Source organism: Dokdonella soli, from assembly GCF_039523175.1.
Taxonomy (GTDB): Bacteria; Pseudomonadota; Gammaproteobacteria; order Xanthomonadales; family Rhodanobacteraceae; genus Dokdonella_A; species Dokdonella_A soli.
The window spans coordinates 131,262-145,992 of record NZ_BAAAEU010000024.1 but is presented as its reverse complement, the minus strand read 5'-3'; the positions used below and the strand labels follow the sequence as shown (position 1 = coordinate 145,992).

The 14,731-nt window shown below is 64.6% G+C and carries 17 protein-coding genes, 2 tRNA genes and 1 other RNA gene; 12 read left to right on the top strand and 8 right to left on the bottom strand.

The annotated features are described in order from the left end of the window. Positions 1 to 351: 351 nt before the first annotated feature. Positions 352 to 2,940, bottom strand: a complete 2,589-nt coding sequence (locus ABD002_RS14650) for a choice-of-anchor Q domain-containing protein (protein WP_343792390.1) — start codon at positions 2,938 to 2,940, stop codon at positions 352 to 354. 134 nt (positions 2,941 to 3,074) lie between these two features. Between ABD002_RS14650 and ABD002_RS14645 the strand changes: the two genes are divergently transcribed. Further along, a complete protein-coding gene (locus ABD002_RS14645; protein WP_343792388.1) occupies positions 3,075 to 3,227 on the top strand; it encodes a hypothetical protein in 153 nt (50 codons plus the stop codon). A 223-nt stretch (positions 3,228 to 3,450) separates the two neighbouring features. Here ABD002_RS14645 and ABD002_RS14640 read toward each other — a convergent pair. Then, positions 3,451 to 3,541 (bottom strand) — tRNA-Ser (locus ABD002_RS14640). A 263-nt stretch (positions 3,542 to 3,804) separates the two neighbouring features. Here ABD002_RS14640 and ABD002_RS14635 point away from each other — a divergent pair. Next, positions 3,805 to 4,197 carry a DUF6165 family protein gene (locus ABD002_RS14635; RefSeq protein WP_343792386.1) on the top strand — a complete coding sequence of 131 codons (393 nt, stop codon included), beginning with the start codon at positions 3,805 to 3,807 and terminating at the stop codon, positions 4,195 to 4,197. Here the strand turns inward: ABD002_RS14635 and ABD002_RS14630 are convergent. Then, on the bottom strand, positions 4,188 to 5,285 hold the full coding sequence (locus ABD002_RS14630; protein WP_343792384.1) for a glycosyltransferase family 9 protein: 1,098 nt from the start codon (positions 5,283 to 5,285) through the stop codon (positions 4,188 to 4,190). The genes ABD002_RS14635 and ABD002_RS14630 overlap by 10 nt on opposite strands. 75 nt (positions 5,286 to 5,360) lie before the next feature. Here ABD002_RS14630 and ABD002_RS14625 point away from each other — a divergent pair, with 75 nt between their 5' ends. The 6 genes from ABD002_RS14625 (at position 5,361) to ABD002_RS14600 (ending at position 9,208) form a co-directional block, all read left to right on the top strand. Then, the gene (locus ABD002_RS14625) at positions 5,361 to 6,119 is read left to right on the top strand and encodes a 3-deoxy-D-manno-octulosonic acid kinase (RefSeq protein ID WP_343792382.1); all 759 of its coding nucleotides are present in this window, start codon (positions 5,361 to 5,363) and stop codon (positions 6,117 to 6,119) included. Continuing rightward, complete coding sequence (locus ABD002_RS14620; RefSeq protein WP_343792380.1) at positions 6,116 to 6,883, top strand: MBL fold metallo-hydrolase; 768 nt, start codon at positions 6,116 to 6,118, stop codon at positions 6,881 to 6,883. Before ABD002_RS14625 ends, ABD002_RS14620 begins: the two co-directional genes overlap by 4 nt. Before the next feature lies 1 nt (position 6,884). Further along, positions 6,885 to 7,931, top strand: coding sequence for a GTP 3',8-cyclase MoaA (gene moaA, locus ABD002_RS14615; RefSeq protein WP_343792378.1), 1,047 nt, complete (start codon positions 6,885 to 6,887; stop codon positions 7,929 to 7,931). 88 nt (positions 7,932 to 8,019) lie between these two features. Further along, positions 8,020 to 8,532, top strand: a complete 513-nt coding sequence (gene moaC, locus ABD002_RS14610; protein ID WP_343792376.1) for a cyclic pyranopterin monophosphate synthase MoaC — start codon at positions 8,020 to 8,022, stop codon at positions 8,530 to 8,532. Beyond that, entirely contained in the window at positions 8,529 to 8,768 is a 240-nt protein-coding gene (locus ABD002_RS14605; RefSeq protein WP_343792374.1) for a MoaD/ThiS family protein, read from the top strand. The genes moaC and ABD002_RS14605 overlap by 4 nt, the downstream gene beginning before the upstream one ends. Next, positions 8,765 to 9,208 carry a molybdenum cofactor biosynthesis protein MoaE gene (locus ABD002_RS14600; RefSeq protein WP_343792372.1) on the top strand — a complete coding sequence of 148 codons (444 nt, stop codon included), beginning with the start codon at positions 8,765 to 8,767 and terminating at the stop codon, positions 9,206 to 9,208. The genes ABD002_RS14605 and ABD002_RS14600 overlap by 4 nt, the downstream gene beginning before the upstream one ends. Positions 9,209 to 9,356: 148 nt before the next feature. Here the strand turns inward: ABD002_RS14600 and ABD002_RS14595 are convergent, their stop codons facing one another. The 4 genes from ABD002_RS14595 to ABD002_RS14580 all read right to left on the bottom strand — a co-directional run bounded on the left by ABD002_RS14595 (position 9,357) and on the right by ABD002_RS14580 (position 10,678). Then, positions 9,357 to 9,620: a hypothetical protein gene (locus tag ABD002_RS14595; protein ID WP_343793276.1), complete on the bottom strand. Its 264-nt coding sequence runs from the start codon at positions 9,618 to 9,620 to the stop codon at positions 9,357 to 9,359. A 53-nt stretch (positions 9,621 to 9,673) separates the two neighbouring features. Beyond that, positions 9,674 to 9,871, bottom strand: coding sequence for a hypothetical protein (locus ABD002_RS14590; RefSeq protein WP_343792370.1), 198 nt, complete (start codon positions 9,869 to 9,871; stop codon positions 9,674 to 9,676). 426 nt (positions 9,872 to 10,297) lie between these two features. Then, positions 10,298 to 10,394, bottom strand: an RNA gene (ffs, locus tag ABD002_RS14585) — signal recognition particle sRNA small type. A 192-nt stretch (positions 10,395 to 10,586) separates the two neighbouring features. Continuing rightward, positions 10,587 to 10,678, bottom strand: a tRNA-Ser gene (locus ABD002_RS14580). A gap of 208 nt (positions 10,679 to 10,886) precedes the next feature. Between ABD002_RS14580 and dnaX the strand changes: the two genes are divergently transcribed. From dnaX to ABD002_RS14560, 4 genes are all read left to right on the top strand, one after another. Further along, positions 10,887 to 12,527 (top strand): DNA polymerase III subunit gamma/tau, encoded by a 1,641-nt coding sequence (gene dnaX, locus ABD002_RS14575; RefSeq protein WP_343792368.1) that lies wholly within the window; start codon positions 10,887 to 10,889, stop codon positions 12,525 to 12,527. Between the two features lie 230 nt (positions 12,528 to 12,757). Continuing rightward, a complete protein-coding gene (locus ABD002_RS14570) occupies positions 12,758 to 13,081 on the top strand; it encodes a YbaB/EbfC family nucleoid-associated protein (protein WP_343792366.1) in 324 nt (107 codons plus the stop codon). A 1-nt stretch (position 13,082) separates the two neighbouring features. Further along, positions 13,083 to 13,682, top strand: a complete 600-nt coding sequence (gene recR, locus ABD002_RS14565; protein ID WP_343792364.1) for a recombination mediator RecR — start codon at positions 13,083 to 13,085, stop codon at positions 13,680 to 13,682. A gap of 83 nt (positions 13,683 to 13,765) precedes the next feature. Then, a complete protein-coding gene (locus ABD002_RS14560; protein ID WP_343792362.1) occupies positions 13,766 to 14,110 on the top strand; it encodes a histidine triad nucleotide-binding protein in 345 nt (114 codons plus the stop codon). Positions 14,111 to 14,128: 18 nt separating this feature from the next. On the opposite strand, the gene ABD002_RS14555 is transcribed toward ABD002_RS14560, so the two are convergent. Then, a complete protein-coding gene (locus ABD002_RS14555) occupies positions 14,129 to 14,707 on the bottom strand; it encodes a Slp family lipoprotein (protein WP_343792360.1) in 579 nt (192 codons plus the stop codon). Between the last annotated feature and the right edge of the window lie 24 nt (positions 14,708 to 14,731).

Below are 14,731 nucleotides of genomic sequence, written 5' to 3'. Positions count from 1 at the left end.
CTGCGCGGCAGGCGCGCAGTCGGGCAAAACCCCTCGTTCGGCCAGCGAATTCGACTCGGCGACTCCGGACTCCGCAATCCGGGCCCGAGAGACGCCTCGCCTGAATCGGTCCATTGGCTCGAAAACTCTAGACGGGAGTCCGGCGCCACAACGCAAAAGCGAGCCATGTGGCGCGCTTTTGGGGTTCTTCAGAGACTGGGTCTCCGATCGGCTAACTGCGTGGCGGTGTGCGCAGATCAGTGAGAACCCGTCTCCAGGGAAGGGAACAGGAAAGCCGCAACTTTTTTTTCAGCAGTAGCTGAGCGGCTTCCGGCCCGAAGCGGCCGCTCGCGAGCGGCCGCTTCGGAGTATTCACTGACAGCCTCCTCCCTTGATCGGATTGACGCACTGGTAGGCGACGCAGTGGGAGAACGGCGATGTGTTGCCATGGCTGTCCGTGGCAGTCGCCGTGATGTAGCGGCCGGCCAGATTGAGCCCCGGCGGCGAAGTGAACGCGAACGAGAAGGTTCCAACACCGTTAGCACCCAATGTTGGTAGCCCGTTCGCTATGGTCGTCGCACCTTTCGGAGTATGTGCCACAGCACCACCTGCTTCGCACGTCGGCGTCGAAAAGACCTCGATGGCGTAGCTGTCGTTGCTGGACGACAGATAGCCTGTGATCGTTCCGCTGAGCGGGCCACCATTGGCGCTTTGGATGACTGGATAGTTCAAGCCGCGATTGGGGGCCGTCGAATCGGGGTTGTTGTAGCCGTACTTGAACCCATCCAGATTGATCTGCGCGCGGTGACGCGTGTGGTGATTGCCGATGAACCCAGCCCAAACTGCGGGATTGGCGTAAATGCTGTTCGATGCAATCTGGTTGCGATAGGTGCCGTCGTTGGTCAGCTCGATACCGAATAGCGTGTTGTTGGTAATCGTGTTGCCCAGCACGCGATTGTCGTGCGCACCCTGCCAGAAATAGATGCCTGCCTGGTTCGGCGCCGAAGTGCCGTCGAACCAGATGCAGCCCGTGAGTGGCGGAAGCGCTGGCGAGCAGAACGGCTCGGTCAGGCCGATTCGGTTGTTCTGAATTACGTTACCGGATGTACTGGCGCCCCGCACCTGGATGCCGTTATTGCTGTTGCCGATGACGTTGTTGAGGACGCTGTTGCCGGCCGTTTCGATCTGCACGCCGACCGCTTTGCCGCCGCTCGTCGATTCCCGATAGTCCAGTCCGATCAGATTGTTGATGATCGAGTTGCCGGTTGATGAAGCGCTGCCGTAGTTCGGTAGCGCGATGCCGCGACCGCCATAGTTCAGATCGCTGCCACTGGCGCCGGCGATGATGTTGCGGCTGCCGGGATCCGTGCCGCCGATCTGCGACGTTGTATTGGCGCCATAGAGCCAGATGTCGATCGCATTCGGGCTCAAGTGCAGGTTGCTTGCGCCGCGCAACTGGCCGCCGAACTGGTTGCCCCAGACGAGATTGTTCTGGCCGGCGGAAAGATTCAACGCGGCGGATGTGAAGCCCTCGAAAGCCAGGCCCTGCACCTGGTAGAACCCACTGCGCGCACCGTAAAACAGCAAGCCCGTGCTGTTTGGCCGGCTCTGGCCGTTGAGTACGATGCAACGGATCGCGCTGTCGCCGTTGCTGACCGTATTCCTCTTCGATCCGGGCTGGGTGAATCCATTGATGCTCAATGTGGGCACGGTGATATTCGGCAGATCGCTCGCCAGATTGATCACGAACGGGCAACCGCTACTGTCGATGTTGAACTCGATGTAGTGCGTACCACCGGAGGCGTTCGCGTCGATGATCGCCTGGCGCAGGGAACCTTCGCCGCTGTCGTGGGCGTTGGTGACGATCAGGGTGGTCGACGCGATATCGTTGACGTTCGACTCATAGGCGCCGCGATCCGGCGCGGAACCGATCACGCGCGGATTGCCGTCGAGGTCCGTGCTCGTGAGGCCGTCAAACGCGAATGCGCTGTTGATCGCCGGGGAGCTGCTTTGCAGGCGGAAATCACCGTCGGGCATCGCACCAGGATTGACGAATTGCGGATCAATGTTCATCGAACCGGAAGAGTTGCTGATTTCGCTGCCAAAGAGCGAGCCATAGATGTTGTCTATGAAAATATCGGAGCTAGGGTCGTTGTTGTGATCGAGATCGCCGGTTTGCAAGTACACGTCCTGCCCGGCGCTGCCCCATACGATATTGTTGGTCAGCCCCCCCTCGCCGACAGGCGGAGTGACCCCCGGTGGGACTGGCTCGCCGAACTGCATAATCACGCCCCGTCCCGCCGAATCCACTACGGTATTGCTGGTGACAAATACAATCCGAAGGCCGTTCGTAGTGTGCAGCGTTCCGGTAAGCAAGCTGTGGCAGGCTGAAGTCAGCCACAACCCGTTGACCGGAGAGCGCGAGATGAGGTTATTGGTGACGTCAACGGAACCGTCGTCTGAACAAAGATAAAGAACACGCAACCCGGTGCCGGCAAAATGGTTGTTTCGCACGGTCGTGGACGTGTTGTCGATATGTGCCATCCGCACATAGAACTCGGTGCTGGCGTTGAAATTCTGGAAGCGGATGCCCTCGATCGTCAGGCTGCCTTGCATATCCAGATTGCCGAACAGGCCGCCTCCGTCGAACACGGTGTTTTCCGGATTCAGAGTGCGATTTGCGCACGTACTGTCGTAACCGCCCAGCAGCTTCACGGCGTTGAGTTGAACCCCGGCGTCGCTCGCTGACGCGGTTGTCAGCAAGGTTCCGTTGAGGTTGTAGGTGCCCTGCACCAGCTCAATCACCGTGGTGTCGGATGCGAACAGCGCGTGCTGCAGAGCGAAGTTGAGCTGCGGCGCGTTGCCAACACAAAACACCGAATAGGCGTGCGCGGAGGAACTCGCCCCTAGCGCAACCAACAGCAGGCCAAGAATGCATTTGACGCCGAATCCGTAACGCATGACACGTCTCCCTGAAGAGTCGAAAGCCTTTCGACGTAGTCAATGCACGTCGAAGGGCGAACGAACAGGAATTTCAGAGCCGGACTCGACAGCAAGAGAAATCCAGGGGATGTCGCGCGGCCACCACCTCGCAAATGCGTTGCTCAGATGGCGCCAACTTGCCGCTGTGGATGCAGCGCATCCTCGATGGTCATCAGCCGGTTGGTCTCACGGTCCGGCAACTGCTCGATCCGCCCCCGATCGACTGGGCTGAGCAGCGCCGGCAGTTCGGCATCACGTCCGCGTAGAGCCTGCGCGGTGGGCGCGCAGTCGGGCAAAACCCCTCGTTCGGCAAGCGAATTCGATTTGGCAACTCCGGACTCCGCATTCCTCGCCCGCGAGACTCGTCGCCTGAATCGGCCTATTGGCTTGAAAACTCTGACCAGGAGTCCGGCGCCACAACGCAAAAGCGCGCCATTTGGCGCGCTTTTGGGGTTCTACAGAGACCGGGTCTTCGATAGGCCAACTGCGTGGCGGAGAGGGTGGGATTCGAACCCACGTTACGGCATAACCGTAAACCGGATTTCGAATCCGGCGCATTCGACCACTCTGCCACCTCTCCAGAAATCTGCCGGCGACACGGAGTGTCGCGCGCACCGGCGTATTGTTCATCCGATCCGTGGGACTCACCCTCCGCGCTGTGCGCTGCAGGGCCAGCCTGCGGCTGTCCCGATTCGCTCCCGGCGAATCGGTCGACCACTCTGCCACCTCTCCGAAGTGGGCCGCGCATGATACGGGGTGAACGTCCGCGAGACAAGATGGCGCGCAGTCCCGTTAAACTGGGCCCCCCGCCGCCGGCGCTTTCCCTTCCCGGGCCAATCCAGCATGAGCACGATTTCCACCCCGGTTTCCTTCGGGGAACTGATCGACAAGATCACGATCCTCGAGATCAAATCCGAACGCATCGGCGATCCGGCCAAGCGCGCGAACGTGCGCACCGAGCTGGACCTGCTGAACACGACCTGGGGCGCGCATCCGGCCTCGCAAACCGACATCACGACCGAGCGCGCGCAGTTGCGTGCGGTCAACGAGGCGTTGTGGGACATCGAGGACCGCATCCGCGTCAAGGAAAAGGCGAAGGCGTTCGACGCGGAGTTCATCGAACTCGCTCGCTCGGTCTACATCCGCAACGATGAACGCGCCGCTATCAAGCGCGCGATCAACGAAAAGCTGGGTTCGACCCTGGTCGAGGAAAAGTCCTACGAGAACTACCGCTGAGGCGACTCCGCGCGGAGCACCATGCGGTCGCCATGGGCGGCCGCGAACGCCTCAAGGCGCTCGATGACGTCGTCGACCTCGATGAGGTCCATCACGCCGCGATGTTCGAGCTTGGTGCCCCACGGCAGCGCCTCGGCCGGTTTTCTGCGGAACTTGCGCGCGGCCTCGTCGTAGCGGTCGACGCACCATTGGCGATCGGAATACGGGCCAGAGCGCGCCGGATTGCTCGCTGCGTGCAGGCCGAGCACCGCCGTGCCGACCGCATTGGCCATGTGCATCGGACCCGAATCCGGGCAAAGCACCAGACTCGCGCGTTGCAGCAGCGCGAGCAGTTGTTTCAGCGTGTCCTTGCCGATCAGGTCGAGCGGGCGCGTCTTCGTGTGCGCGAGGATCGCGTCGCCGAATTCACGCTCGAACGCGCTCGGGCCGCCGCACAGCGCGACGCGCCAGCCAAGCGCGAGCGCGGCGTGATCCATCACCGCTGCATAGCGCTCCGGCCGCCAGTTGCGCAGGCGGTGGCTGGACACCGGGCTGACCAGCAGGGTCGGCGTGTCGTCGCGCAGGTGCATCCGTGCGAACGCGTGCGCCTCGTCAGGAATCGGGATGTCCCAGCGCACCTCGGTCTGCTTCAAGCCGAGCGGTTCCAGGAAGCTCGCCATCGCGTCGAGCACATGATCGCCGCGGCGTGCCGGAATGCGACAGTTCACGAATAATCCGTGCAGGTCCTTGGATCGGGCGCGGTCGTAGCCGATCCGCAGCGGCGCCTTCACTGCGAGGCTGAGCAGATTCGAGCGCAGCGCGACCTGCATGTGCAGCAGCGCATCGAAACGGCGGCCGGCGAGCTTCTCGCGTACGCTGCGGAAGCCGGCACGCCCGGCGTGCTTGTCGAACACGATGAACTCGACGCCGGGCAGATCACCGACGAGCCGGTGTTCGAGCTTGCCGATCAGCCAGGTCAGCTGCGTCCGCGGCCAATGGCGCTGCACGGTGCGCAGCAGAGGCACGACGTGGGTGACGTCGCCGATCGCCGAGGTGCGCAACAGGCAAAGCGAGCCGGGTTCCGTTCCGGGTATTGGAGCTTGATCCATGCGACGCTTGCTACCATCTGGGGTGGGTGTGGGCGGAAGTGTGTGCGCCCCGCGAAAACGCAACTTGGCAGACGCATGATCGAGGCGCAAGTTCAATCGACGGCAACCGGCGCGATCGTGTTCGACCGCGCGCTCGGCATCGCACCGGATGATGCCTGGTTCGATCGCGCGCGCGCATCAGGCGCTGCCGCGGCCGTGCCTAGCGGTGGCCGCGGCGGCGTCGCGTTCGTCGACACGCCGGCGGGCGAGTGCGCGCTGCGTCATTACCATCGCGGCGGTTTCGCCGCGCGCATCAGCGCCGACCGTTATCTGTGGACCGGCGCCGCGCGCACGCGCGCGTTCCGCGAATTCCATCTGCTGGCGAAACTCGCCGGTGCCGGTTTGCCCGTGCCCGCGCCGGTTGTCGCACGCTACGTGCGCGACGGCCTGTACTACCGTGCCGATCTGATGACGCGCCGTATCGAATCCTCGCACACGCTGGCCGAGCGCCTCGCCGTGGGTGCGCTCGGACTGGCGCTCGCTCTTCGCGTCGGTCGCACGATCGCGCGGTTCCACGCGTCCGGCGTCTGGCACGCCGATCTCAACGCGCACAATATCCTCGTCGACGTCGCCGACGCGGTCTGGCTGATCGATTTCGACCGCGGCCGCATGCGCAAGCCGAAGCTCGCCTGGCAGCAGGCGAATATCGCGCGCCTGCGCCGCTCGTTCGAAAAGCTCGGCGCGCGTCGAGTCGGCGATTTCGATGCGCAGTTCTGGCATCCGCTGCTGGCGGCCTATCATTCCGCCCTGTCGCAGGATCCACCGGCCGCGCATGTGGATGGAGCGTTGTCGTGAATCTCGCCCTGCGCTTTCTCGGCGTCGGTAGCGCCCAGGCACCGGAGCTCGGCTCGGCCTGCGGTGTGCTCGAGCAGGACGGCTCGCCGCTCTTGATGATCGATTGCGGCGCCGAGGCGCTGTCCGCGTACCTGGACCGCTATGCCGGACCTCCGCATGCGATCTACATCACGCACACGCACATGGATCATGTCGGCGGCCTCGAGCGCTTGTTCTACCGGATCTATTTCGACTCCGAATTGCGTGGTGCCGTACGCATCTATGCGCACGCGGCACTGGTGCCGCTGTTGCAGGCGCGTGTCGCCGACTATCCCGAAGTGCTCGCCGAAGGCGGTGCGAATTTCTGGGATGCGTTCCGGCTGATTCCGGTCTCGCGCGGGTTCTGGTGCGACGGGCTCTGGTTCGACGTGTTCGCGACGCGGCACCACGCGCCGAACACGTCATTCGGCATCGCGTTGGAGGGCAGCGTCGTCTGGACCGGCGACACCCGGCCAGTACCGGAGATGCTGGGCGAGTATGCTGCGCATGGAGAGCTCGTCGCGCACGATTGCGCACTCGTCGGCAATCCCTCGCACACCGGTCTCGACGATCTGGCACGCGAGTATCCCGCCGAAATGCGGAGCCGCCTGATGCTGTACCACTACGCCAACGAAGCCGATGCGGCGACGATGGAAGCGCGCGGCTATCGCGTCGCGCGGCGCGGCGACGTGGCCGCGTTGGCGACGCCGCGGGTGCCGATGCCGGCGCCGGCCAAGGTGGGTTGAGATGGGCGCTGCGATTCCCCTCAAGCTCGAACTCGGGCCGCCGCGCGACCAGCGCGGGCGAGTGCTTTCGGACCTGCGCATCTCGGTCGTCGATCGCTGCAACTTCCGTTGCCCGTACTGCATGCCGGAAGACCAGTATCCGCGCGACCATGAATTCCTGAGCAAGGCCGAGCGTCTGCGTTTCGAGGAGATCGAGCGCCTGGCGACGCTGTTCGCGAGCCTCGGCGTGCACAAGCTGCGCCTGACCGGCGGTGAGCCGTTGCTGCGCCGCGACCTGCCCGAACTCGTGCGCAAGCTCGCCGCAGTGCCCGGCATCGACGACATCGCGCTGACCACGAATGGCAACCTGCTCGCGGAGCAGGCCGGTGCCCTGCGAGAGGCCGGCCTGAAACGCATCACACTGAGCGTGGACACGCTCGATCCGGAAACCTTCCGCGTGATGTCCGGCGGTCGCGGCGACATCGGGACGGTGCTCGCCGCGATCACGGCCGCCGAACGCGCCGGTTTCGCGCCGCTCAAGATCAACTGTGTCGTGATGCGCGGCACCAATGATGGTCACGTGCTCGACCTCGTCGAACATTTCCGCGGCAGCAGCGGCCACGTCGTGCGCTTCATCGAATACATGGATGTCGGCACCTGCAACGACTGGCGCCGCGATCTGGTCGTGCCGAGTGCCGAGTTGCGCACGCGCATTGCTGCGCGCTGGCCGCTGGTGGAACTCGAGCCGAACTATGGTGGCGAGGTCGCGAGGCGCTATGCGTTCGCCGATGGCGCGGGCGAGATCGGCTTCATCAGTTCGGTGACCGAGCCGTTCTGTGGCGACTGCACGCGCGCGCGTCTGTCCGCGGACGGCAAGCTCTACACCTGCCTGTTCGCGAATTCCGGACACGACCTGCGCGGCCCGTTGCGCGCGGGCGCGAGCGATGCGGAGCTATCCGGCCTGATCCGCGCGGTATGGAACGCGCGCGACGACCGCTACAGCGAAATCCGCAGCGAAGCGACGCCGGTATCGCGCGAACATGTCGAGATGTACGCGATCGGAGGATGATTTGACGAAGCGCGCGCCAAGGATTTCGCAGAACAAGCCGTCACCCCGGCGAAGGCCGGGGTCCGGTTTGCTTTCAATGGATTCCGGCTTGCGCCGGAATGACGAGCAGGAGAACGTTCTGCTCAGCCATCTCGATGCAGACGGCAGGCCACGCATGGTCGACGTCGGCGCGAAGCCGGCGACCCGCCGGGAAGCCGCAGCCGAGGTCCGCGTGCGATTCCCATGGGACATCGCCAAGACGCTGCGCACACAGGATCTGCGCTCCGCGAAAGGGCCGATCATCGACACCGCGATCATCGCCGGCACGATGGCGGTGAAGCGTACGCATGAGCTGATCCCGTTCTGCCATCCGCTGCCGGTCGAGAACTGCCGTATCGAGATCGGCTTCGAGTCGGAGACCGAGCTCGTGATCCGCTGCACGGTCGCGATCACGCACAAGACCGGCGTCGAGATGGAAGCGCTGACCGGCGCCAGTGTTGCCGCGTTGACGGTCTACGACATGTGCAAGGCGCTGTCGCACGAGATCGTTATCGATCATCTGCATCTGGTCGAGAAGAGCGGCGGCAAGCGCCGCGTGCGGCAGGGCAAGGTGGTGACATGAACTACCGGCTGCTGTATTTCGCGAGCCTCGCCGACCGCGCCGGTCGCGCGGAGGAAACGTGCGACAGTGCTGCACGTACGCCGCGTGAGCTGTACGCGGAGGTCGCAAATGCGCACGGCTTTGCGTTCGCCGTGGAGCGCCTGCGCGTCGCCGTGAACGGCGCGTTCGTCGGCTGGGACCATGCGCTTGCGGATCGCGACGAAGTGGTATTCCTGCCGCCGGTGTCCGGCGGATGAGACGTTTCCGACTCAGCGATACGGCGATCGATATCGCCAGCGAACGCAGCGCGCTCGATCACACGGCCGCTGGCGCGTACGTCAGCTTCGAGGGCTGGGTGCGCGACCACAATGATGGACGCGCGGTGCAGCGGCTCGACTACCAGGCATACGCGCCGCTGGCCGAGCATGAAGGCGAGTCGGTCCTCGCCGAGGTGCTTGCGCGTTTTCGCGTGCGCGAGGCGCGTTGCATCCACCGTGTGGGCGCGCTCGCAATCGGCGACATGGCAGTCTGGGTCGGTGTCAGCGCCGACCACCGCGACGCCGCGTTCGCGGCCTGCCGCTGGATCATCGACGAGGTGAAGCGGCGCGTGCCGATCTGGAAGAACGAGCACTACGCCGACGGCGAGTCGGGGTGGTTGCATCCGGACAATACGCCCGTCGGGCCCGCTTCCGACTGACTATCCGCTCGGCTTGGCATCGTGTACGAGAAGGTGACCGCGCTTGGCTGAAGCGGCGCACCGCTCTCGAGACCAAGCCGACGGCGATCGCGTTGTCGTGATGCCGTCGACCGGATCGCGCGGGGTCCGGTTGCGTGGTCGCGCAGTCCTAGGCCTGGTACAGCGGATACAGATTGCCTTCCTCGCGCTCGATCCGCATCACCAGCAGCTTGCCTACGGCCTCGTATTCCTTGAGGAATGCGGCGCAGTTGTCTGCGCTTACCGGAGCCTGCTGGTAGCGACGCACGAATTCGACGACGCCGCGCGCGATGCCGTTCATCTCGCGTCGGAAGTCGTGGATGAGCGCCTTGTTCTCTTCGTCGCCCCTGAACGATTGTTCGAGGTAGACGTAGAAATGCACGTTCTCGGTCAGCAGATGAGCCTCGAGACGCGTCTTGAACGAGAGCAGACTGTTCGGGATACCGGCTAGCGGCCCGCTTGCGCATCCTTGCCAAGCGTGCCGTAAAGCTCGACCAGCTCGCCGTGGTCGCTCTTCAGCTTGGCGACCAGACTCGCGTCGTACTTGATGGAGCGGGTGGGTGGCTGGACTGCGCTCAGCACGGTTTGTGCCGGCGGCGTCTGCTGGGCGGGCTTGCCTTTGAACCAGTTGCTGAACAGTCCCACGGTATCCCCCCTTTGCCTGGCAGTGTTCGACGCTGCATGCATCCGGGGAACCGGAGATGCGGCGCCGCGACGGTGTCGAATCGTCCGATTGTTTCGCGAGCGGGCAGGGGCGACCGTTGCGCGATGACGTCTATCGACCGCGCTGGACCATACTGGAAACGGGTGACATTGGAAATAATGAAATAAGCGATCCGTTTCGCAGTAATTGTCTTCGCGTATCTGCGATGACGGATGCCGGGTGGCCCGTCGCATTTTGGCGGCACCCGAATCGCCTTCCGTCGCTTCCTTTCGGTCTGGCGAGCGAGGCGCCGTGCTCACGCAACGCCATCGGGCATTGCGCGCATGGCCGATCGACCGGCCGTGGGCGGCCGGGCCGGCCAAGGGAGGGCTGCTTGAGGACTGCTCTAAGGCTTTGGAGGGTGGCAGCTCCGCCAGCTACATCCCGGCGCCCGAATCACTCACTACCGTTGCTTCCTTCCGGACCTGGCGGGGTTTGCAAGCTATCGTCGCGGGAGAACCGACGGAGCCGCCATAAACTTGGATGGCGGGATGTACTCGGCACATCCTGTGCCTCGCCCTGCGGGCAGCTTCGCTGTACAAATTCGTTCCAGACGAATTTGTCGAACCCGGTTTACCTATTTCGCGGGTTCGCATCCCGCCCTTTCAGCTTCGACGAAGCTGCGATCAGACGTGATGCTTGCTACCTTTTCGAAACTGGCGGAGAGGGCGGGATTCGAACCCGCGAAACGGTTTGACCCGTTTACACACTTTCCAGGCGTGCTCCTTCAACCGCTCGGACACCTCTCCGCATTTGAAACCTTGCGATCCGATCCGTCCATGGAGCGATCGCCGATCGGCATCCTGCCTCACCTCATGTCGCGCCCGCATTGCGGGCCGCGGAGGATACTAGGCGCACCCTCCGCATACAAGCGGAACGCTTCCCGGCGAGGCGCCGGACCTCCAGTCGGCTAACATCCCGCTTGCTACAATCCAGCCCTGCATACGCGGATCTCCGATGTCGTACCAAGCCCTCGCGCGCAAATGGCGTCCGCGCCGCTTTTCCGAACTGGTCGGGCAGGAGCACGTCGTGCGCGCGCTCACCCACGCGCTCGACAGCGGGCGGCTACACCATGCGTTCCTGTTCACCGGCACGCGCGGCGTCGGCAAGACCACGATCGCGCGCATCTTCGCCAAGTCGCTGAATTGCGAGAAGGGCCCGACCTCGAACCCCTGCGGCGAATGCAGCGCGTGCGTCGAGATCGACGCAGGCCGGTTCGTCGACCTGCTCGAGATCGACGCGGCCAGCAACACCGGCATCGACAACGTGCGCGAGCTGATCGACAACGCGATGTACGCGCCGACCCGTGGCCGCCACAAGGTCTACCTGATCGACGAAGTGCACATGCTCTCGAAGAGCGCGTTCAACGCGCTGCTGAAGACGCTCGAGGAGCCACCGCCGCACGTCAAGTTCCTGCTTGCGACGACCGATCCGCAGAAACTGCCGGTCACGGTGCTGTCGCGCTGCATCAAGTTCAACCTGAAGCGCCTGACGCCGGAGCAGATCACCGGCCAGATGCAGCACATCCTCCGCGCCGAGGGCATTGCGTTCGATGCGGAGGGCATTGACGTGCTCGCACGCGCGGCGGACGGCTCGCTGCGCGACGGACTCTCGCTGCTCGACCAGGCGATCGCACACGGCGGCGGCGCGCTGCACGCGGGCGAGGTGCATGCGATGCTCGGTACCGTCGAGCGCGCCAAGGTACGCGTGCTGCTCGATGTCCTCGCGAACGGTGACGGGGCGGCGCTGCTCGATGAGATCGAGCGCATCGCAAGCTTCGCGCCGGATTTCGCGCAGGTGCTCGACGAACTGGCCGGCCTGCTGCACTGCATCCAGTTGCTGCAGCTGATTCCGGCTGCAGCCGGCGAGGATGATGCGGAGCTGCTCGCGCTGAGCGGTCGCGTCGGTGCCGAGGACGTGCAGCTCTGGTACCAGATGGCGGTGACCGGCCGGCGCGACCTGCCGCTGGCACCGACGCCGCGCGTCGGTTTCGAAATGGCGCTGCTGCGCATGCTCGCCTTTGCTCCAGCCGGCGTCACGCCATCGCGTACACCGTCGGTCGCGGCGACGCCGAATGCCGCGCGTGCGACGCCGGCATCCACGCGTGCTGCGGTGTCCAGCCCTCAGCCCCCAGCGGTCGGCGCTCGGCCCTCCGCATCGGAGCCGTCGCGTGTCGCCGACACAAGCGTCCCCAGGACCGCCAGCGCCCCCCATTCGACGAACGATTGGTCCGACCTGATTGAACGCGCCGAGCTGCGCGGCCCGGTTGGTCAGCTTGCGCGGCACGCGAGCCTGGTGGCGATCGAGGAACGGCTGGTGCGGCTCGCGCTGAAGCCGGCGCACGAGCATCTCGCGGTCGGGCCGATGGTCGCGCAGCTCGAACAGCGCCTCGGTGCGGCGCTCGGCCGTGAGGTCAAGGTGAAATTCGAGCGCGACACCGGCGGCTCGGAAAGCCCTGCGGAGCAGCGCGCGCGCGCCGACAACTCGCGCCGGCAGGCCGCCGCGGATGCGGTGCATGGCGATCCGCTCGTGCAATCCCTGATCGACACCTTCGGCGCACGCGTGATTCCAGAGAGCGTGCGCCCGGCGGATACTTGAGCGATCCTTCCAGGATCGCCGCGATCTGGACGGCCGCAAAGCTAGCAGAAGTTCAGGCTTCGGAAGATCTACCGGCGGCCATCCATGGCCGCACTTTTCAAACTTGAGCGATCCTTCCGGGATCGCTGTGATCTGGACGGCCGCGTGGCTTGCGGACGTTCAGAGTTCGGAAGATCTACCAGCGGCCATCCTTGGCCGCACTTCTCAAAAAACTGAAACATGGAGTCGCCATGAAGGGTCCACTTGCCGGATTGATGCAGCAGGCGCAGCGCATGCAGGAAGACATGAAGCGCGCGCAGGAGGAGATTGCGCAGGCCGAAGTCACCGGTCAGGCCGGTGGCGGTCTGGTTAGCGTGCTGATGAGCGGCCGTCACGAGGTACGTCGCGTGACGATCGACCGCAAGCTGTTCGCCGACGATCCGGAGATGGCCGAGGATCTGGTCGCAGCGGCGGTGAATGACGCGGTCAACAAGATCGCCGCGCTGAGTCAGGAAAAGCTCGGTGGCCTGACCGCGGGCATGAACCTGCCGGCCGGATTGAAGCTCCCATTCTGACGTGAGTTCCGGTTCGCCACTCCTCGCCGACCTGATCGACGCGCTGCGCTGCCTGCCCGGCGTCGGCGCGAAGACCGCGCAGCGCATGGCTTTCCATGTGCTCGAACGCGACCGTGCCGGAGCGAGGAAACTGGCCGAGCGGCTCGCTGCCGCGGTCGAGCGCATCGGCAACTGCACGCGCTGCCGCACGTTCAGCGAAGAGCCGATCTGTGCGCTGTGCGCGAATCCTTCGCGCGACCGCAGCCTGCTCTGTGTCGTCGAGACACCGGTCGATCAGCTCGCGATCGAGCAGGCGACCGGTTTCCGCGGTCACTATTTCGTGCTGCTCGGGCGCTTGTCGCCGCTGGACGGGCTCGGACCGAAGGAACTCGGCCTCGACCTGCTCGCGCAGCGGCTGGCCGAAGGCGAGGTGCAGGAGCTCATCGTCGCGACCAACCCGACTGTCGAAGGCGAGGCAACCGCGCATCTGCTTGCGCAGCTCGCGCGGGCGGCTGGCATTCGTGCGAGCCGGCTCGCGCATGGCGTGCCGCTCGGCGGCGAATTGGAGTTCATCGATCGCGGTACGCTCGCGCACGCGTTCGGCGGGCGCCAGACGCTTTAGGGCCGGGAATTGGGAATGGAGAATTGGGAATTGGGGAAACCTGCTCTACCATTCCCGATTCTCCATTCCCGATTCGCCGCTCAATGACCGACACGCTGTTCGCCAAGATCATCCGCCGCGAGATTCCCGCAGACATCGTCTACGAGGACGAAGCCGTACTCGCGTTCCGCGACATCAACCCGCAGGCGCCGGTGCATGTGCTGTTCGTGCCGAAGACGCCGATCGCGACCTTGAACGACCTGACCGACGCCGATTCGCTCAGCGTCGGCAAGCTCGTGCTCGCGGCAACGCGCTATGCGAAGGCGCAAGGTCTCGCCGAGAATGGCTATCGTTGCGTGATGAACTGCAACCGCGACGGCGGCCAGACCGTGTTCCACCTGCATCTGCACCTGCTCGGTGGCCGTGTCATGCAGTGGCCGCCCGGCTGAACCGGCCAGCGCCGGGTTTCAGTGGCCGGTCGGCTTTGGATTCGGCGGGGTGTTCGGGCGCTCGCGGATGATCACGGTCCCACCGCCCCAGTACGGCCCCCAGTACGGGCCGTAACCCCAGTACGGGCCAAAACCGTACATCCAGGGGTCGTAGTACGGCGTCCGCACATACAGCGGCCGTTTCGGCCAAAGATAGATCGCGTCGGCGGCGACATGCGGATAGCTGTAGTCGAATTCGCCGACCTTGCCGCGGTCGGTACCGGTGACGCGGCCGACGATGGTCAGATCGCGACCGCGCTGGAATTCCTCCGGGTCATAGAAGCCATTGCGGCAGGCGATGAAGCGTCCGCCACTGGCGTCACTCGAGCGTGGGCGCGCGCTGTCGTCGAGTTGGCGCGCGAGGATCTCGAAGCAGGTCGCATCCGTCTTGGGCTCGACCTTGATGATCTCGCCGCCCCAGCGCACGGTCTGGCCGCTGCCGGCATTCGCCGTGTCACGCGGCATCGCCGCCGAGAACTGGCCCTGCAGCGGCGTCGGTACGGTCGCGCAGGATGCGAGGCCAGCCGCAAGGAGAACGATCGCGTATTGCTTGCTCATCGGAAACCTCTGTCAATCGGCGGA

What these genes read in the sequence shown, in the direction of transcription:
- ABD002_RS14625 (WP_343792382.1), top strand. Translation starts at nt 5,361, where the DNA reads ATGATCGAGGCGCAAGTTCAATCGACGGCAACCGGCGCGATCGTGTTC.
- ABD002_RS14600 (WP_343792372.1), top strand. Translation starts at nt 8,765, where the DNA reads ATGAGACGTTTCCGACTCAGCGATACGGCGATCGATATCGCCAGCGAA.
- ABD002_RS14555 (WP_343792360.1), bottom strand. Translation starts at nt 14,707, where the DNA reads ATGAGCAAGCAATACGCGATCGTTCTCCTTGCGGCTGGCCTCGCATCC.
- dnaX (WP_343792368.1), top strand. Translation starts at nt 10,887, where the DNA reads ATGTCGTACCAAGCCCTCGCGCGCAAATGGCGTCCGCGCCGCTTTTCC.
- ABD002_RS14635 (WP_343792386.1), top strand. Translation starts at nt 3,805, where the DNA reads ATGAGCACGATTTCCACCCCGGTTTCCTTCGGGGAACTGATCGACAAG.
- ABD002_RS14645 (WP_343792388.1), top strand. Translation starts at nt 3,075, where the DNA reads ATGCGTTGCTCAGATGGCGCCAACTTGCCGCTGTGGATGCAGCGCATC.
- ABD002_RS14630 (WP_343792384.1), bottom strand. Translation starts at nt 5,285, where the DNA reads ATGGATCAAGCTCCAATACCCGGAACGGAACCCGGCTCGCTTTGCCTG.
- moaA (WP_343792378.1), top strand. Translation starts at nt 6,885, where the DNA reads ATGGGCGCTGCGATTCCCCTCAAGCTCGAACTCGGGCCGCCGCGCGAC.
- ABD002_RS14560 (WP_343792362.1), top strand. Translation starts at nt 13,766, where the DNA reads ATGACCGACACGCTGTTCGCCAAGATCATCCGCCGCGAGATTCCCGCA.
- ABD002_RS14570 (WP_343792366.1), top strand. Translation starts at nt 12,758, where the DNA reads ATGAAGGGTCCACTTGCCGGATTGATGCAGCAGGCGCAGCGCATGCAG.
- ABD002_RS14605 (WP_343792374.1), top strand. Translation starts at nt 8,529, where the DNA reads ATGAACTACCGGCTGCTGTATTTCGCGAGCCTCGCCGACCGCGCCGGT.
- ABD002_RS14650 (WP_343792390.1), bottom strand. Translation starts at nt 2,940, where the DNA reads ATGCGTTACGGATTCGGCGTCAAATGCATTCTTGGCCTGCTGTTGGTT.